Source organism: Streptomyces sp. NRRL S-340, from assembly GCF_000720185.1.
In the GTDB taxonomy this organism is placed as follows: Bacteria; Actinomycetota; Actinomycetes; order Streptomycetales; family Streptomycetaceae; genus Streptomyces.
The window spans coordinates 11,425-28,655 of sequence record NZ_JOIY01000037.1 but is presented as its reverse complement, the minus strand read 5'-3'; the positions used below and the strand labels follow the sequence as shown (position 1 = coordinate 28,655).

The window sequence follows — 17,231 nt, the reverse complement described above, 5'->3', positions numbered from 1 at the left end:
GGCACTGACAATGCGTTCCGACCTGCGCAAACGCGCTCGCCGGGGCCGATTGTCAGTGGGGGCGCCTACCTTCGACGGCATGACTCAGCAGGGGGTGCGCTGGAGTGCGGACCAGGTGCTGGCACTGGCGCCTGACGTCGCGTCACGCAAAGCGGGAAGCAAACTCGGCACGGCGGGACCGTGGTCCGAGGCGGGGAGTTCCGACGAGGGGACGGTGTGGGGGCTGTGCAAGGGCAGCGGGAGCAAGCCGTATCAGACGGTCGTCGACCTCGCCGACGCGTCGGGTCCGGCGTACAAGTGCAGTTGTCCGAGCCGTAAGTTCCCGTGCAAGCACGCGCTCGGCCTGCTGCTGCTGTGGGCCGGCGGGGAGAATGCGGTCGCCACCGTGCCCGCCGCCGGAACACCGCAGTGGGCCGAGCAGTGGCTGGCGGGCCGGCGCAAGCGGGCCTCGGAGAAGACGGAGAAGGCGGCGGAGCCCGCGGGCGGCGCGGCGGACCCGCAGGCGGCGCTGCACCGGGCGGAGCGCCGGGCCGAGCGGATCACCGCGGGCGCAACGGAGCTGGAGCAGCGCCTGGCCGACCTCCTGCGCGGCGGCCTGGCCACGGCCGAGCAGGCGGGGTACGGGCTGTGGGAGGAGACGGCGGCCCGGATGGTCGACGCCCAGGCCCCAGGGCTCGCGGCCCGGGTGCGGGAACTGGGCGCGATACCGTCCTCCGGTCCGGGCTGGCCGGTGCGGCTGCTGGAGGAGTGCGCGCTGCTGCACCTCCTGGACCAGGGCTGGCTGCACCGCGAGCGGCTGCCGCAGGACCTGGCGGCGACGGTCCGCTCCCGTGTCGGGCTGCCGGGTTCCGCCGAAGGGCCGCCGGTGCGCGACCGCTGGCTGGTCCTCGCCCAGTACGACACGGCGGACGCGAAGCTGACCACGCGCCGGATCTGGCTGCACGGCACCGGTTGCGGCCGTACGGTCCTGCTGCTGTCCTACGGCGCGGCCGGCCGCGCACCGGAGCCGGCGCTGCCGGTGGGGCTGTGCCTGGAGGCGGAGGTGACCCCCTACCCCGGCGCGGGACAGCTGCGTGCGGCGCTGGGCGAGCAGTTCGCGCCCCCGGCCCCGACACGTACCCGCCCGCCCGGCGTGACCACGGCGCAGGCGGTGGCCCGCTACGGCGAGGCGCTGCGCGACGACCCCTGGCTGGAGTCGGTCCCGGTGACTCTGGGCGAGGTGGTACCGGTCCCGGCCGGCGACTCCTGGCAGCTGGCCGACGCGGGGTCGGACCACGCACTGCCCCTGACCCCCCTGGCCCGTTCCCGGCCCGGCCTGTGGCGGCTGGTCGCCCTTTCGGGCGGAGCGCCGGTCACGGTCTTCGGGGAGTGCGGCCACCGCGGGTTCACCCCCCTGACGGCGTGGCCGCAGGGTGACGGCGAGGCGGTGACGCTGTGCTGACCACCTGTACACCGTCTGCGACATCCGCCCCGGTCGGCAGGGGTGTCGTGTCCGGCATCGGAGTGACGTCGGCGTACGGAGCGAGGGCTTCTGGGCAGAGCGGGAAGTCTCACCCGAAAGGCGCACCCCGACGACACCTCACGAGCCCGCCCTTTCTCACCGGTTACACGCATTTCTTCCACCTCAGGGGAAACCCGGACCGGGTGACCCTCCGACCACCCTCTTCGGGCACCCGGCAACGGAAAGGACGCTCATGATCAGGACCTCCGCCCCGGTGGACGCGCCCGCAGCGGGCGCCTGGGAGGAGCTGGTCACCACCGCGCTGCTCGGCACGGACCGCCGCAGGCCCCCGGCGGGCGCCCCCGGCCGGGACGCGCCGGCGGCGCTGCTGGACGCGGCGGCCGCCCTCACCGTCAGCCGCCGCGCGGGCCTGCTCCCGGCACCGGCGGGCGAGCGCCCCCGGCCGGCGCCCGCGGACCCCCGCCCCGTCCTGCCGCAGGCCGCGGCCCGCAGGCTCACCCAGCTGCTGGCCGACCGGTCCGGTACGGCCGGAGGCGGCCGCAGGGGCACGGCACCGGACCTCATGGAGCTGCTGCCGCAGTGGCTGGCCGCGGCGAACGCGCGCGGCTACGCGGCACCCCCGCAGGCGCTGCCCGCCCTGCTGGACGCGGCCCGGGGGCGTACGGACCTGCGGCCCGCCGCGCTGGCCTTCGCCGGCCCGCGCGCCCTGTGGCTGGCCCGGCTGAACCCGGACTGGCGGTTCGCGCTGCGGGCGGCCCCCGGCGGCGGCGCCGCACTGCCCGGCCCCGAGGACACCGCCCGCATCCGGCGGCTGTGGGAGGAAGGCCTGTTCGCCGAGCGCGTCGCGCTCCTGGCGGCGATACGGCAGCAGCGGCCCGAGGCGGCGCGCGAACTGCTCGCCGGCACGTGGGCGACCGAGCGGGCCGAGGACCGGCTGATGTTCCTCGACTCGCTGCGGGCCGGCCTGGGCCCGGACGACGAGCCGTTCCTGGAACAGGCCCTCGCGGACCGGAGCCGCAACGTCCGCTCCACCGCCGCCGAGCTGCTGTCGGCGCTGCCCGGATCCGCGCTGGCCGCACGGATGGCGGAGCGGGCCGCGGCCTGTGTGGCCGTCGACCACACCCGTGACACGCCGACGATCGCCGTTGAAGCCCCCCACGAGTGCGACGCGAGCATGGAGCGCGACGGTGTGGTGGCCAAGGCGCCGTCGGGAAGGGGTGAGCGCTCGTGGTGGCTGGGTCAGCTGCTGGAGGCGACACCGCTCGGGACCTGGTCCCCGCGGCTGGGCGGGCGCACCCCGCAGGAGATCGTGGCGCTGCCGGTGGCCGACGACTGGCAGGGCGAGCTGCACGCGGCCTGGTGCCGGGCGGCGGTGCGGCAGCGGGACGCCCGGTGGGCGCGGGCGCTGCTCGGCGAACCCGCGGCGCCCGAGGCCGGCGGTCCGGGTGCGGTGTCGCTGGCCGAGCGGGCCAAGCTGCTCGGCACGCTGGGCGGCGCGGAACGGGCCGAGTGGGTCGCCGGTTTCATCGCGGCGCACGGGCTGTCCGAGGCCTTTCAGCTGCTCGGGGTGTGCGCGGTGCCGTGGGCGGAGCCGCTCGGACGGGCGGTGGTCGACGCGCTCAACATCGCGCGGGACGCAGGGAGCTACCCATGGAGTTTCAGTGGAGTGATGGGACTGGCCGAGCGGTGTCTGGACCCCGCGCAGGCGGCCCGGCTCGACGGGCTGCTGGCGGTGCCGGACGAGACGGAGGACGCGTCGCCCGGAGCCGGCGGCTACTGGGCGGAGGCGTTCCAGCGGCTGGTGACGACCTTGCGCCTGCGCGCCGCGATGGCCGAGGAACTCGACGCGCCCACCGGCTGACGCCCGCCCCGCCCGGGGGCGGGCACGCCGGAGAGCCGCCTCGTGACGGGCCCGCGTACGGACCGCCCGGGAGCGTCCGGACCGGAAGCCGGCCCGAGAACGGCGGCAGCGGAAGTCCGTGCGGGGGCGGCCGCAGCGGAAAGCCGCCCGGAGACGGCCTTGGCCGAAAGCCGGGCGGGGGCGGGCACGCCGGAGGAGCGCGCCTTCGGGCGCCCGACGGCGCCCGCCCGGCCGGAGTGCTACGCCTGGGCCGGCTGGCGGACGTTCGCCCGCACCCAGTCCACGATCGACTGGGTGGTCGCGCCGGGGGTGAAGATCTCCGCGACGCCCTTCTCCTTCAGCGGCGGGATGTCCGCCTCGGGAATGATGCCGCCCCCGAAGACGACGATGTCCTCGGCGTCGCGCTCCCGGAGCAGTTCGATCACGGCGGCGAACAGCGTGTTGTGCGCGCCGGAGAGGATGGACAGGCCGATCGCGTCGGCGTCCTCCTGGATCGCCGTGCCGACGATCTGCTCCGGCGTCTGGTGCAGGCCCGTGTAGATGACCTCCATGCCGGCGTCGCGCAGGGCCCGCGCGATCACCTTCGCACCGCGATCGTGGCCGTCGAGCCCCGGCTTGGCCACCACCACGCGGATCGGACCGGCTGCCACACCCATCACTGCCTCCATGAAGCGACTACATACGTCCACCACGGGACGGACGCCCCGCACCACATCGTCCGGGGAAGTGAACGAACGTTATCGCCAGCATCCCGCACCCGGCAGTTTCACGGTGCGGAGCGAGGGGGAAATCACACGCAGGGACAGTTCCCCGAGTACCTCGCGCAGGGGGGATCTCCACCCGGCGCACCGTTCCCCGCCGCGGACCGGGAACCGCGGCGGGCACAAGCGTCGCCCCTGCCTCGGTTCGGCGTCCGCCCCCTCCGTGTCTCCCGCACCACCGGCACCTTCGCACGCACCACCGGCACCCTCGCGGAGCGGACCGGGTGCCGCGCGAGCGCGACGGGCCGCACGGGGCCGGCGCGTCGTGCGGGACACGAAGGACACACCGGGCAGGCAGGGCACGGCAGCGGGGGCGTACGGAAGGACACCGGCGGCGCGCACCGCCGCACCTGCGGGACCTTGCGCGCCGCACGCCGGGTGGTCCGCTCCGCGCGCCCCGCCCGCGCCCCGTCCGAGGCCGCTGCCGCGACTGCCCACGAGGGCACACGGGGGACAGAGCCGTCCTCCCGCGTGCCGACAGGAGGTCGGCCATGAAGGTCACCAGCGTCGCAGATCCCCTCCTCCCGTTCTGCCAGCGCCTCATCCCGGGCAGAATCGCGGGAGTGTCGGTGGGCCTGCTGAAGGCGACGGCCCTGGAGCTGGCGATCCTCGCCGGTCATGTCCTCCTCTACCCGTCGGGGATCGTCCAGGAGCGCCGCGCGGCCGAGACCCCGCTGCCCGCCCCGGGCGCCGCCGCCCAGCTGCCGGCCGAGGCGAAGCCGCCGGTGGTGCTGCTGCACGGTTTCATCGACAACCGTTCGGTCTTCGTGCTGCTGCGCCGCAACCTCGCCCAGCACGGCCGGCAGCGGGTGGAGTCCCTCAACTACTCGCCGCTGACCTGCGACATCCGCACCGCGGCCGAGCTGCTCGGCCGGCACATAGAGGAGATCTGCGAACGCACGGGCAGTGAGCGGGTCGACGTCGTCGGGCACAGCCTCGGCGGGCTGATAGCCCGCTACTACGTGCAGCGGCTCGGCGGTGACACCCGCATCCGCACCCTCGTCACCCTGGGCACTCCGCACGCGGGGACCCGGGTCGCGCCGCTGGCCAACGCGCACCCGATCGTCCGTCAGATGCGGCCCGGTTCCGAGCTGATCGAGGAACTGTCCTCTCCCGCGCCCGGCTGCCGCACCCACTTCGTCAGTTTCTGGAGCGACCTCGACCACCTGATGGACCCTCTGGAGTCGGCCTGCATCGAGCACCCGGACCTGCGGGCGGAGAACATCCGGGTGAGCGGCATCGGCCATCTCGCCCTCCCCGTGCACCCCGCCGTCGCGAGCGGGATACGGCAGGCCCTGGACACCGTACGGCCGGGGGACCCGTCGGCGGCGCAGGGCGGAGGGCTGACCGTGGCCTGACCAGGCCCCGGCCTCACAGCGCATTGACCCATCAGGGTCGAACATGGCCTCGAACACAAACCCAAGGCCGTGTCCGCAGTCCGCCGAATCACGGCCGATTGCCCGTTTCCCGCGGACGGGAAACCTGTCGAAGATTGTCGCGCCCACGTACCGCCGGGTACAGTCGCCGCACTGCTCTGGCAGCCCCTGTTGTCGAGGCGAAAGAGAAGTTGGTGAACGACCGCCACCCGTCGGGGACCGCGACGCCCCCGGCCCCGGCCTCCGACGACGCCCCGGCGCCCTATGCGCCGTACGGCGGACAGGAAGCCGCCTACGGTGACTTCACCACGTACGGCGACTACGACGCCACCGGATTTCACACCGGCACCCACACCACGGCGGCCTTCCAGGCCGACCCCCTCTTCGGTGACCTGCACACCGGTGACGCCCACGCGGCGGACGCCGGGACGACCGGCGCGTACGACACCACCCAGTGGTCCACCGGCAGCCACCACACCCTGACCCACGACGCGTACGCGGCCCAGCACCACGCCGCCTACGACACGGGCGCGTACGACACGACCGCGTGGTCCACCGGCTACCAGCATCTGTCCGCCGTGCCGCAGCAGCCGACGCCCGTCGACGCCACCGGCCAGTGGGACACCAACGCCTGGCTCCAGGACCCGGCCGCGGCGGCCCCGGCCGAGCAGACCCAGCAGTGGGACTGGGGCACCCAGACCTTCGACACCGGCGCCTACGACGCCACCCAGTGGAACAGCGCCGGTGCGGCCGACGAGGGCCTTCCGCTACCGGAGGAGCCGTCGGCCGGCCCCGATCCGGCCGCGACCGGTGAACTGCCCGCCCTCCCCGAGCCGGAGGACCGGCAGGAGGCCACCGCGGTGCCCGCGCCGCGCGCGGCCTCGCGCGGCGGCAGCCGTTCCCGGCGCCGGCCCGCCAAGCGGTCCGCGCTGCTGACCGTGGCGGTGCCCTCGGTCTGCGTGGTGGGCGTCGCCGGAATCGCCGCGGCCTCCGTCGGCAGCTTCACCGGCGACGACCAGGAGACCTCCGCGTCCGCCTCCGAGGCGCATCCCGTGCAGGCGTCCACCGCCAACAACAAGCTGGACACCCAGCTCCAGAGCCTGTCGGCCGGGGCGAACGACTTCGCCGACCGGGCAAGCCGCACCCAGGAGCGCATCGACCTCAAGGCGCAGCAGGAGGCCGAGCGGAAGAAGGCCGCGCAGGAGGCTGCGCGCAAGGAGCGGCTGCGCCCCAAGTTCGCGCTGCCGGTGGCGCAGAGAGGGCTCAGCGCCTACTTCGGCCAGGCCGGTGTCAACTGGATGTCCGTGCACACCGGCATCGACTTCCCCGTCTGGTACGGGACGACGGTCATGGCCGCCACCGACGGCACGGTCCGCACCCAGTTCAACAGCGCCTACGGCAACATGCTGATCCTCACCGCGAAGGACGGCACGGAGACGTGGTACTGCCACCTCTCCCGCTACCAGGTCGTCACCGGGGCCACCGTCAAGGCCGGGCAGCCGATCGCGTACTCGGGCAAGTCCGGCAACTCCACCGGCCCGCACCTGCACTTCGAGGTGCGCCCGGCCGGCGGGGCACCGATCGACCCGCTGCCGTGGCTGCGCAGCCACGGCCTGAACCCGACGTAGGGCCGACGGCGCCGAGGACCGGACCGGCCCCCGCCTGGAATCCGCCTTCGGCGGGGGCCATCGCCTCCGGTCCCGGGATCCGGCCGTCCCGCACGGCCCCGGTGTCTGCCCGTCCTACAGTTTCTCGACCGGCGCGTAGCGCAGCAGCAGCCGCTTGGGCTTGGCGTCGCCGAAGTCGATCGTCGCCTCCGCGTTGCCGCCGGTGCCCTTGACGGCGACCACCGTGCCGAGGCCGAACTGGTCGTGCGTGACCCGGTCCCCGACGGCGAGGGACACCACCGGCTTCTCCGCGGCGCGCCGGGTGGCGAAGCCCGAGGCACCGGCCGCCGACGACCGGGAACGGGACGACGACAGGGAGGCCGCCACCCCGGAGGCCGGACCGGAGGACACCGGCGCGGAGCCGCCCGTCCGCTTCCAGTCCACGTGCACGGCCGGGATCTCCTCCAGGAACCGGGAGGGCGGGTTGTACGACGGCTGGCCCCACGCGCTGCGCATCGCCGAACGGGTCAGGTACAGCCGCTCCCGAGCGCGCGTGATGCCGACGTAGGCCAGACGGCGCTCCTCCTCCAGCTCCTTGACCTGGCCGAGGGCGCGCATGTGCGGGAAGACGCCGTCCTCCATGCCGGTGAGGAAGACCACCGGGAACTCCAGGCCCTTGGCGGTGTGCAGGGTCATCAGGGTGATGACGCCGTCACCGTCCTCCTCGTCGGGGATCTGGTCGGAGTCGGCGACCAGGGCGACCTGCTCCAGGAACTCGGACAGCGCGACCGACTCCCCTTCGCCGCGCTCCTGCTCGAACTCCAGGGCGACGGCCGCGAGTTCCTGGAGGTTCTCGATGCGGGTCTCGTCCTGCGGGTCGGTGGAGGACTGCAACTCGGCCAGGTAGCCCGTGCGTTCGAGGACCGCCTCCAGGACCGTGGCCGGACCGGCGCCCGACTCGACGATGGTGCGCAGCTCCTCCATCAGGGTGTTGAACCGCTTGACGGCGTTCGTCGACCGCGCGGCCATCCCGTACGCCTCGTCGACGCGGCGCAGCGCCTGCGGGAAGCTGATCTTCTCCCGCTGGGCGAGGGCGTCGATCATCGCCTCGGCGCGCTCGCCGATGCCCCGCTTGGGCACGTTGAGGATGCGGCGCAGCGGGACGGAGTCCTCGGGGTTGGCCAGGACGCGCAGGTAGGCGAGGACGTCCCGGACCTCCTTGCGCTCGTAGAAGCGGACGCCGCCGACGACCTTGTAGGGCAGGCCGACGCGGATGAAGATCTCTTCGAAGACACGGGACTGGGCGTTGGTGCGGTAGAAGACCGCGACGTCACCGGCCTTGGCGTCGCCCGCGTCCGTGAGGCGGTCTATCTCCTCGGCGACGAACTGCGCCTCGTCGTGCTCGGTGTCGGCGACGTACCCGGTGATCCGGGCACCCGTGCCCGCGTTGGTCCACAGGTTCTTCGGGCGGCGGGACTCGTTGCGCTCGATGACCGCGTTGGCGGCGGACAGGATCGTCTGCGTGGAGCGGTAGTTCTGCTCCAGCAGGATCGTCGTCGCGTCCGGGTAGTCCTCCTCGAACTGGAGGATGTTGCGGATGGTCGCGCCGCGGAAGGCGTAGATCGACTGGTCGGCGTCACCCACCACGCACAGCTCGGCGGGCTGGAGGTCCTCCGGTCCGGGCGGTACGTCCGCGGGGTGCTCGCCGGTGCCGACGAGTTCCCGTACGAGGGCGTACTGGGCGTGGTTGGTGTCCTGGTACTCGTCGACCAGGACGTGCCGGAAGCGGCGGCGGTAGTGCTCGGCCACGTCCGGGAAGGCGCGCAGCAGATTGACCGTCGTCATGATCAGGTCGTCGAAGTCGAGGGCGTTGGCCTCGCGCAGCCGCGACTGGTAGAGGGCGTAGGCCTGGGCGAGGGTCTTCTCGAAGCCGTCGGTGGCCTGGGCGGCGAAGTCCTCCTCGTCGATCAGCTCGTTCTTGAGGTTGCTGATCTTGGCGCTGAAGGACTTGGGCGGATAGCGCTTCGGGTCGAGGTCCAGGTCACGGCAGACCAGCGCCATCAGGCGCTTGGAGTCGGCGGCGTCGTAGATCGAGAAGGAGGAGGTGAAACCGAGCTTCTTCGACTCGCGGCGCAGGATGCGCACGCACGCGCTGTGGAAGGTCATCACCCACATCGCGTTGGCCCGCGGGCCGACGAGCTGCTCGACGCGCTCCTTCATCTCGCCGGCGGCCTTGTTGGTGAAGGTGATCGCCAGGATCTGGCCCGGGTGGACGCCGCGCTCGCCCAGCAGGTAGGCGATGCGGTGGGTGAGCACGCGGGTCTTGCCGGAACCGGCGCCGGCCACGATGAGCAGCGGGGAGCCGGAGTGGACGACGGCGGCACGCTGGTTCTCGTTCAGCCCGTCCAGGAGGGCGGCCGGGTCCACGACCGGGCGGGGGGCGCCGTCGCGGTAATAGGCGTCCCGGTGGGCCTCGCGGTCCGGCGGCAGGTCGAACTTCCCGCCGAACAGATCGTCCGGAACCGGCTCCGGAGCGTGCTCGTCCTCGGGCGGCGGCGGGGGCTCGTCCTCGGGACCCCGAGGGGTCTGGAGGTCCGCCAGGAAGCTGTCGTCAAAGAGGCTGCTCATCGCTCTACGAGTCTAGGGCTCCCCACCGACAACCCGGGGCCGCCCCGGGAAGGTGACCGGTTTCACCGGCCGGGGCCGCTCGTCCGCCGCACACCGCGCCCCCGCCGCAGCACCGCACACCCCGCCCCGCCGCACACCGCGCCCCCCGTTAGGACCACCCCGGGCGGGATGCGTGCCCGCGCCCGCGCGGGTACGCGCGCCGCGCACGGTTTCGCGTCCCGGCGTGCGCGCCCCGTTCGCACGGCGTGCTCCCGCACTAGCATCGGGATCATGCCCGTCTCCTCACCTCTGCGCGCCTGGCTGGCCCAGCGTCCGCCCGCGGCCGGGGCCGCCGTGATGGCCTGCGGCATCGTGTCGATCGGACTGCAGCTGACGGGCCACGAGGTGCTGTCCCTCGCCGTCCTCGCCGTGGCCTGCGTCGCCTGGCTGGCCCTGGCCGCGGACTTCGTCCTGCGGCTGACGCGCGAACGGACGCGCTGGGCGGCCGAGGCGGGGACGCCGGCGGCGCTCACCGGTGTCGCCGCGACCGCGGTGCTGGGCACGCGCTTCTCGAACCTGGGGTGGCAGCCGCTCGCCGAGGCGCTGCTCGCACTGGCCGTGGTGCTGTGGCCGTGGCTGCTCTGGCGGGTCGTCCGCAACTCCCGGCGGCCCATGCCGGGGGCCGTCTTCCTGTGCTGCGTGGCCACGGAGGGGCTCGCCGTGCTCGGCGCGTCGCTGGCCCGGGCGCAGTCCACGGCCTGGCTCGCGCACACGGCGCTCGTCTTCTTCTGGCTGGGCCTGGTGCTCTACCTGTTCGCCCTGTCCCGTTTCGATCTGCGACAGGTGTTCGAGGGGCATGGCGACCACTGGGTCGCGGGCGGTGCGCTGGCGATCTCCGCGGTCGCCGGGGCGAAGCTGATCGGCGCGCAGGGCGCGGGGCGCTATCTGTGGAACGACGACGACCACGGCGTCCTGCACACCGTCACCCTCGGGCTGCTGGTGCTCGATCTCGCCTGGTACGCCGTCCTGCTCGTGGCGGAGGTGGTACGGCCCCGGCTGCGTTACGACGTGCGCCGCTGGTCGACCGTCTTCCCGCTGGGCATGACGGCCACGGCGGCGCTCTCGGTCGCCGCCGCCCTGCACGTCCCCGAGTTCAGGGGGCTCGGGGAGGTGCTGGTCTGGGTCGCGGTGGCGGCGTGGCTGGCCGTCGCGGCGGGGGCGGTCGCGGAGGCGCGCGCCGAACTCAGGGGCGCTGCGGCCTGAGCCTCACGCCCCGGCGGGGGTGCTCAGGTCCACAGCACCGCGATGAAGATGTTCGCCATGGTCAGCAGGCCGACCAGCCCGAACATGCTCTTGTCCACCTTCTCGTCGTCGCGCTTGACGTAGACGAGGCCGAGGATCACGATCAGCAGCGCCAGTTTCAGGCCGATCTTGACGGTGTTGACGTGATGGTCGTCGGCCTGGTTGAGGCCGACCAGGACGATGCCGGTGACCAGCATGGTCAGTGCGCCGTGCAGCATGCCGGGCACGAACCGGGCTGTGCCCCGGCCCATCGCCTTCATCTGGGTGAGGAAGCCGCCGAGCAGCGCGGCGATCCCGATGATGTGCAGGCCGACGAAGAGATGGATGAGTACGTCCATGAGGCCGGAGCCTAACGAGAGGCCTCGGAGCCGCCGGACACCGGCCCGGCCACCGGCACATCCCGGGGGTCTCGGGGGCGCACGATCGCGGGGACGCGCGGTCACGGACCGGCCTGGGCGGTCGGCCGGTGTGCATATATGCGGGACATAGCACCTGCCGGTCCCCTCTGCCTCGGAACCGGCACATCGGTCATCGCTCTCCGTGAAGACGATGCTGTCGGGTGGCGCTCGCGGTCACTTCCGGTCGCGGGTCGGTCCAGTCACGGCAGTTCCGTACAACCTGTCACTCCCGCGGCACGGGGGGTCCTAGCGTCCTTCCCCAGGTGACCGGCTCCCCACCGCCGTCCGGGCCGGGTCCCGTCGTCCCATGGCCCTCGTCCGCCCCGAGAATGCGTGCACCGCGTCCCGAGGCAGACGGGGAGGTGACGGCAGGGCCTGGGGGCGGCAGCCGGGCACCACCGCCAAGAAGTCCGGCGGCGGACCGTTCCCCTGTGCGGGCCGCCGCCGGACGCGCAGAGCCCGCCTCCACGGCCGGCCGGACGAAGGGACGTGACGGTCCACGTGGCCTCGCACCGCAAGCCCCGACAACGCTCACTCAGCGGCAGCACGGCCCGTACGGCCCTCACCCTCGTCCTCGCGGGCGCGGCGACGGCCACGGTCTTCGACGGCACCGGACATGCCGCACCGCAGCCGGCACCCGAGCAGGTCAGGGCCCGGGTGGACCGGCTGTACCAGGAGGCGGAGGCCGCCACCGAGAAGTACGACGGCGCCCGGGAGCAGGCGGACGCGGCCGGGAAACGGCTGCGGACCCTGGGCGACGAGGCGGCTCGCGGGCAGGCCAGGCTCAACGCGGCGCGTGACGCCCTGGGCTCGATCGCCGCGGAGCAGTACCGGAACGGCGGAATCGACCCCACCGTCCAGTTCCTGCTCTCCGACGATCCCCGGCACTACCTGGAAGGCGCCGAACTGGCGGAGCGGGCGGGTGCCCGCCAGACCGCGGCCGTGGCCGGGGTGCACCGGGAGCTGAGGAGGCTCGACCAGGTGCGCGGGGCGGCACGCACCGAGCTGGCCTCGCTCCGCTCACGCCAGGCGGAACTGCGGCGGCACAAGAAGACGATCAACACGAAACTGGACGAGGCCAGGCGGCTGCTGGCCCGGCTCACCCCGCCGCAGCGCCTGGCGATCGGCGAGGACCCGGCCGCGGGGCGGGCGTCCCGGTCCACGGCCGGCGCCCGGGTCGCGCTCGGCGCTCCGGGACCTGATGCGGCCCCCGCGGCCGGAGCCCCCGCCTCCCGGGCGGCGGCGGCCGTCGCCTACGCCTACCAGAAACTCGGCAGCCCCTATGTGTGGGGCGCCACCGGGCCCGACGCCTTCGACTGCTCCGGCCTGGTCCAGGCGGCCTACCGCTCCGCCGGCATCGCGCTCCCCCGCACCACCTACGCCCAGATCGGCGCCGGCCGTCGGGTCTCCCGCTCCGCGCTGCGCCCCGGTGACCTGGTGTTCTTCTACTCCGGGATCAGCCATGTCGGCATCTACGTGGGCCAGGGGCAGATGATCCACGCCCCGAACCCGTCGGCGCCGGTCCGGCTGGCGCCCATCGACCAGATGCCGTTCGCGGGGGCTACGCGGGTGGCGTGAGGGCGGGGTCTGCCCGCGGCCCGCGCCAGGTCAGACCAGACGGCGGGCCGTGGCCCAGCGGGTCAGCTCGTGCCGGTTGGACAGCTGCAGCTTGCGCAGCACCGCCGAAACATGGGACTCCACCGTCTTGACGGAGATGAAGAGCTGCTTGGCGATCTCCTTGTAGGCGTATCCCCGGGCGATGAGCCTCAGCACCTCACGCTCGCGCTGGGTGAGGCGGTCCAGGTCCTCGTCGACCGGCGGGGCGTCGGTGGAGGCGAACGCGTCCAGGACGAACCCGGCCAGCCGCGGGGAGAAGACGGCGTCGCCCTCCTGCACCCGGAAGATCGAGTCGATGAGGTCGGAGCCGGTGATCGTCTTCGTCACGTATCCGCGGGCCCCGCCGCGGATCACCCCGATCACGTCCTCCGCCGCGTCCGACACGGACAGCGCGAGGAAGCGGACGGGACGCTCGGTGTCCGCCATCAGCGCGGCACAGCGGCGCAGCACCTCGACCCCGCCGCCGCCCGGGAGGTGGACGTCGAGGAGGACCACCTCCGGACGGGTCTCGGTGATGACCTCGACCGCCTGGTCGACGTCCGGCGCCTCGCCGACGACCTCGACACCGGTCTCGTCGGTCCGCCCGATCTCGGCCTGGACCCCCGTACGGAACATGCGGTGGTCGTCGACGAGGACCACGCGCACGCGCCGCCCGCCCGCGGCCTCGGCCGCCTCCGCGCTGTCCGCTGCCGCCGTGCCGTTCGCCTCGGTCGGGTCGCTCATCACGTGTTCTCCGCCCTCTCCATCTCCAGCTCGACCTCCGTGCCGCCGTCCGGCACCGCGCGCAACCGGGCCGTTCCCCCGTTGCGCTCCATGCGGCCGATGATCGATTCTCTGACACCCATGCGGTCGGTGGGTATCGCGTCGAGATCGAACCCGGGCCCCCGGTCACGGACGGACACGAAGACCGTCCTGCCCTCGACTTCGGCGTACACCTGTACGGCGCCGCCCTCGCCACCGTACTTGGCGGCGTTCACCATGGCTTCCCTCGCGGCCTGCATCTGGGCGCCGACGCGCTCGTCGAGCGGGCAGTCGCCGACCACGACCACCTCTATGGGCACGCCGTGCTTGTCCTCCACCTCAGCGGCGTTGCGCCTCACGGCTTCCGCCAGGGTCGCCGGCTCGTCGTCCTCGTCCTTGCCGTTGCCCTCCGGGTTGTAGAGCCAGGCGCGCAGGTCGCGCTCCTGGGCGCGGGCGAGCCGGCGCACCTCGCCCGCGTTCTCCGCGTTGCGCTGGATCAGGGTCAGGGTGTGCAGCACAGAGTCGTGGACATGGGCGGCGACCTCGGCACGCTCCTGCGCACGGATGCGCATCAGCCGCTCCTCGGAGAGGTCCTGGGTCATCCGGACCAGGTACGGACCGGCGAGCAGGGTGATGCCGACGAGGACGGCGAGGCCCGCCTGGAGGACGGAGCCGAGATGGGCGGCGGATCCCTGCAGGACGAAGATGGCGGAGACACCCGCGGTGACCAGCAGGACGCCGGCACCGGCGCGCAGCAGCGTGAGCGTACGGCGGCGGCGGCCGACCTCGACCCAGCGGGCCCGCCGCGCGTTGTCCGCCTGGCGCCAGACCAGGGCGACGCCCGCGGCGACGAGGACGGCCGGCAGGAGGTAGATCTTCGCACCGCCGCCCAGATTCACGCTGCCGACGAAGACCGACGCCACCACGACCATGAGCAGCAGGGCGACGAGCTGGCCCTTGTCCGGTCTGCGGGTGACGATCCTGCGGCGGCCGTCCGGCGAGGTCTCCGTCGTGACGAGGGACGGCGGTCTCTGGCCGCCGACGCCGCCGACCCCGAGAGGGACGAAGAACCAGAAGGCCGCGTACAGCAGTGCGCCGAGTCCGTCGGCCATGAACAGTCCGGCGAAGACCAGCCGCACCCAGACCACGGGCAGCCCGAGATGCCCGGCGAGGCCCCGCGCCACTCCGCCGAGCCAGCGTCCGTCGCTGCTGCGGTAGAGCTTGCGCGGCGGCCGCGGGTCGTCGAGGGGCAGGGCTGCGGCTTCCGGCATGCCAACGATGGTCACATGCCCGCCGGACGGAGGCATCAGGGTCCGCCCCCGAGACTCCCCTGATCTTCCCGCCCCTTGCCGGGGCGGCCCGGGAACGGGCTTCGGGGCCGGACGCCGGGCGGGTCGTACCGGGACTCCGCGCCGGCCCGTCGAACGCATCCCGGGCGGGGCTCAGGGGCGAATCAGGGTTCTGCCAGGGTCTTCCCGACTGCCGCGGCGGCGGCGCGCCCGTCACCATGGACGCATGACGAATCACCAGCACGCCGCGACGGGTCCGGAACCCGGTCCCGGCCCTCGCCCGGTCCAGGGCGCGGGGCCCGGAGCCGCCGTGCCCGGTGCGGGTGCGGGTGAGGAACCGCGCCCGCACGAGCGGACGCACCCGCCGAGTACAGAAGGACGACCGGGCGCGCAGGAACCACCGGGCGCGCGCGGAGAACGGAGTACCCGTGAAGAGCCGAGCGCGGAGGAACCACCGGGCGCGCGCCAAGAGCCGGGTACAGGCGCCGAAGCGGGTGCGGGCGGACGACCGCGTACGAGCGGAACATCAGGTGAAGGCGGAGGACCGGAGCCGCCGGGCGGCGGGCCCGGCCCGACCGGAGGGGCGAACGTGACAGGGACGGCGGGGGCGGCCGGCGGGCCGGAGGCGGGGGGCCGGGCGGGCTCCGCGACCGCCGGGAGCCCGGAAAACACCGAGGGCGGCTCGCCGGGGTTCCGGCGGGACCGGCGGCACAAGGTGCTCGCCGGGGTCTGCTCGGGGCTCGGGCGGCGGTGCGACATGGATCCGGTGATCTTCCGGATCACTCTGGCCGTGCTCGCCGCCACGGGCGGCATAGGCCTCATCTTCTACGGGTTCGCCTGGCTCTTCATGCCGTTCGACGACGAGGAAGAGAACGAGGTGCGCAAGCTCCTCACCGGGCGTGTGGACGGCCCCGCACTGGCCGCTGTGCTCTTCGCCCTGGTCGGCTGCGGGGTGTTCCTCTCGATGCTGACCAACGGCGACGTGCTCAGCTTCGCCGTCGTTCTCTCCCTGCTCCTCGCGGGGGCGGGGTACTGGTCGCAGCACCGCGGCTCCGCCGATCCCGACCCCCTGGCCGTCCAGGCCGCCGCCGACGCGCCGCCGGAGGCCAAGGCGCCCCCGGTCCCCGCCTCCTACCCGTCCTGGTGGCGGGAGCCGATCGTCAAGGACGGCACCCACGTCGGCGGAACCGGCTACCTGTGGGGTCCGCGGGACACACGCGACCGGGACGTCGCGGCGGCCGTGAACATCAGCCGGGGCGGACGCGGAAGAGAGACCGCGCGCCCGCCCCGCCCGCAACCGCCCCGGCCGCGGGGTCCTCGCCGGATCGGCGGCTGGGTCTTCCTGCTCGCCGTGGTGGCCGGGGCCCTCGGTACGCGCCTGACCTGGGGCGACCACACACTGGGCATCAGCCTGCAGACCGGGCTGGCCTGCGCGCTCGGCGTCTTCGGACTGGGCATCGCGGTCAGCGCGTTCCTCGGGAGGACCGGCGCCGGCTCGGTCCTGCTGGCCGTCGTCACCGCGGCGCTCCTCGCCGCCTCCACGGGGCTGCCCGGCAACGTCACCGCCCACTGGTCGCACGCGACCTGGAAACCGGCCGCGGTGACGGAGGTCCGCCCGAAGTACGACCTGGGCACCGGCGAGGGCACCCTCGACCTGACGCGAATACGTCCGGGCCACGGCCGGACGGTGACGACGCGGGCCGACGTGGGCGTGGGGCGGCTCCGGGTCGTCCTCCCGCCGGACGTGACCCTGCGGGCGAACATCGACGTGGGCGTCGGCGACATCCAGTTGCCGGGCGACGGCTCGCAGGACGTGGACGTGGCCCCGGGCAGACACCAGCAGGTCACGCTGGTGCCTGCAGCGGGCGGCAAGAGCGCGGGGACAGTCGATCTCGATCTGCACGTGGGTGTGGGACAGGCGGAGGTGAGCCGTGCTGCTTCATGAGTTCCAGCCCGGGAAGCTGGTGGCAGGCGTCTGTCTGATCGGAGCGGCCGTCGCCTACGCCGGAGACGCGGGCGGTTTCTGGAAGACGCCGTGGTTCGTGGCCGTGCCCGTCGTGGTGGGCGGCCTCTGCCTGGCGGGCGCGGTGGCGCTGGTCAACCGGTCCGTACGCCGCCGCAGAACACCGCGCGGCCCGGACTTCGACAGGGCCTAGCCAGGGTCTTCCGTTCGGATCAGGCCGGATCAGGGGCCCCGCGAGCCCGGCATG

Annotated in this window: 13 protein-coding genes; 8 read left to right on the top strand and 5 right to left on the bottom strand. The window is 73.7% G+C overall.

Features of this window, described 5'->3' with window-relative positions; genetic code table 11:
* The first annotated feature begins 79 nt into the window (after window positions 1-79).
* Together IG64_RS27130 and IG64_RS27125 are read left to right on the top strand one after the other, a co-directional pair.
* The gene (locus IG64_RS27130) at window positions 80-1,441 is read left to right on the top strand and encodes an SWIM zinc finger family protein (RefSeq protein WP_037860950.1); all 1,362 of its coding nucleotides are present in this window, start codon (window positions 80-82) and stop codon (window positions 1,439-1,441) included.
* Between the two features lie 253 nt (window positions 1,442-1,694).
* Window positions 1,695-3,323, top strand: coding sequence for a DUF5691 domain-containing protein (locus IG64_RS27125; RefSeq protein ID WP_037860948.1), 1,629 nt, complete (start codon window positions 1,695-1,697; stop codon window positions 3,321-3,323).
* A gap of 239 nt (window positions 3,324-3,562) precedes the next feature.
* Here the strand turns inward: IG64_RS27125 and IG64_RS27120 are convergent, their stop codons facing one another.
* The gene (locus tag IG64_RS27120) at window positions 3,563-3,979 is read right to left on the bottom strand and encodes a cobalamin B12-binding domain-containing protein (RefSeq protein WP_037860946.1); all 417 of its coding nucleotides are present in this window, start codon (window positions 3,977-3,979) and stop codon (window positions 3,563-3,565) included.
* A 596-nt stretch (window positions 3,980-4,575) separates the two neighbouring features.
* On the opposite strand from IG64_RS27120, the gene IG64_RS27115 reads away from it, so the two are divergent.
* Together IG64_RS27115 and IG64_RS27110 are read left to right on the top strand one after the other, a co-directional pair.
* Window positions 4,576-5,442 (top strand): esterase/lipase family protein, encoded by an 867-nt coding sequence (locus tag IG64_RS27115; RefSeq protein WP_037860945.1) that lies wholly within the window; start codon window positions 4,576-4,578, stop codon window positions 5,440-5,442.
* A 212-nt stretch (window positions 5,443-5,654) separates the two neighbouring features.
* Window positions 5,655-7,088, top strand: a complete 1,434-nt coding sequence (locus IG64_RS27110; RefSeq protein ID WP_037860943.1) for a M23 family metallopeptidase — start codon at window positions 5,655-5,657, stop codon at window positions 7,086-7,088.
* Between the two features lie 114 nt (window positions 7,089-7,202).
* Here IG64_RS27110 and pcrA read toward each other — a convergent pair whose 3' ends face one another.
* Window positions 7,203-9,695, bottom strand: coding sequence for a DNA helicase PcrA (gene pcrA, locus IG64_RS27105; protein ID WP_037860942.1), 2,493 nt, complete (start codon window positions 9,693-9,695; stop codon window positions 7,203-7,205).
* A 270-nt stretch (window positions 9,696-9,965) separates the two neighbouring features.
* Here pcrA and IG64_RS27100 point away from each other — a divergent pair, with 270 nt between their 5' ends.
* Window positions 9,966-10,937 carry a tellurite resistance/C4-dicarboxylate transporter family protein gene (locus IG64_RS27100; protein ID WP_037860941.1) on the top strand — a complete coding sequence of 324 codons (972 nt, stop codon included), beginning with the start codon at window positions 9,966-9,968 and terminating at the stop codon, window positions 10,935-10,937.
* Window positions 10,938-10,960: 23 nt separating this feature from the next.
* On the opposite strand, the gene IG64_RS27095 is transcribed toward IG64_RS27100, so the two are convergent.
* A complete protein-coding gene (locus IG64_RS27095; protein WP_037860940.1) occupies window positions 10,961-11,314 on the bottom strand; it encodes a hypothetical protein in 354 nt (117 codons plus the stop codon).
* 561 nt (window positions 11,315-11,875) lie between these two features.
* On the opposite strand from IG64_RS27095, the gene IG64_RS27090 reads away from it, so the two are divergent.
* Window positions 11,876-12,952 (top strand): NlpC/P60 family protein, encoded by a 1,077-nt coding sequence (locus tag IG64_RS27090; protein WP_037861085.1) that lies wholly within the window; start codon window positions 11,876-11,878, stop codon window positions 12,950-12,952.
* A 30-nt stretch (window positions 12,953-12,982) separates the two neighbouring features.
* Here the strand turns inward: IG64_RS27090 and IG64_RS27085 are convergent, their stop codons facing one another.
* Window positions 12,983-13,714: a LuxR C-terminal-related transcriptional regulator gene (locus IG64_RS27085; protein WP_037860939.1), complete on the bottom strand. Its 732-nt coding sequence runs from the start codon at window positions 13,712-13,714 to the stop codon at window positions 12,983-12,985.
* A complete protein-coding gene (locus IG64_RS27080; protein ID WP_037860938.1) occupies window positions 13,714-15,003 on the bottom strand; it encodes an ATP-binding protein in 1,290 nt (429 codons plus the stop codon). Before IG64_RS27080 ends, IG64_RS27085 begins: the two co-directional genes overlap by 1 nt.
* 244 nt (window positions 15,004-15,247) lie before the next feature.
* Between IG64_RS27080 and IG64_RS27075 the strand changes: the two genes are divergently transcribed.
* Both IG64_RS27075 and IG64_RS27070 read left to right on the top strand, forming a co-directional pair.
* Window positions 15,248-16,966: a PspC domain-containing protein gene (locus IG64_RS27075; RefSeq protein WP_420709993.1), complete on the top strand. Its 1,719-nt coding sequence runs from the start codon at window positions 15,248-15,250 to the stop codon at window positions 16,964-16,966.
* Window positions 16,953-17,177, top strand: coding sequence for a hypothetical protein (locus IG64_RS27070; RefSeq protein WP_037860934.1), 225 nt, complete (start codon window positions 16,953-16,955; stop codon window positions 17,175-17,177). The genes IG64_RS27075 and IG64_RS27070 overlap by 14 nt, the downstream gene beginning before the upstream one ends.
* Window positions 17,178-17,231: the final 54 nt, after the last annotated feature.

Bases quoted from the DNA above. Each gene is read 5' to 3' on its own strand.
- IG64_RS27100 (WP_037860941.1), top strand. From the start codon at position 9,966: ATGCCCGTCTCCTCACCTCTGCGCGCCTGGCTGGCCCAGCGTCCGCCC.
- IG64_RS27120 (WP_037860946.1), bottom strand. From the start codon at position 3,979: ATGGGTGTGGCAGCCGGTCCGATCCGCGTGGTGGTGGCCAAGCCGGGG.
- IG64_RS27115 (WP_037860945.1), top strand. From the start codon at position 4,576: ATGAAGGTCACCAGCGTCGCAGATCCCCTCCTCCCGTTCTGCCAGCGC.
- IG64_RS27080 (WP_037860938.1), bottom strand. From the start codon at position 15,003: ATGCCGGAAGCCGCAGCCCTGCCCCTCGACGACCCGCGGCCGCCGCGC.
- IG64_RS27125 (WP_037860948.1), top strand. From the start codon at position 1,695: ATGATCAGGACCTCCGCCCCGGTGGACGCGCCCGCAGCGGGCGCCTGG.
- IG64_RS27130 (WP_037860950.1), top strand. From the start codon at position 80: ATGACTCAGCAGGGGGTGCGCTGGAGTGCGGACCAGGTGCTGGCACTG.
- IG64_RS27085 (WP_037860939.1), bottom strand. From the start codon at position 13,714: ATGAGCGACCCGACCGAGGCGAACGGCACGGCGGCAGCGGACAGCGCG.
- IG64_RS27075 (WP_420709993.1), top strand. From the start codon at position 15,248: ATGACGAATCACCAGCACGCCGCGACGGGTCCGGAACCCGGTCCCGGC.
- pcrA (WP_037860942.1), bottom strand. From the start codon at position 9,695: ATGAGCAGCCTCTTTGACGACAGCTTCCTGGCGGACCTCCAGACCCCT.
- IG64_RS27095 (WP_037860940.1), bottom strand. From the start codon at position 11,314: ATGGACGTACTCATCCATCTCTTCGTCGGCCTGCACATCATCGGGATC.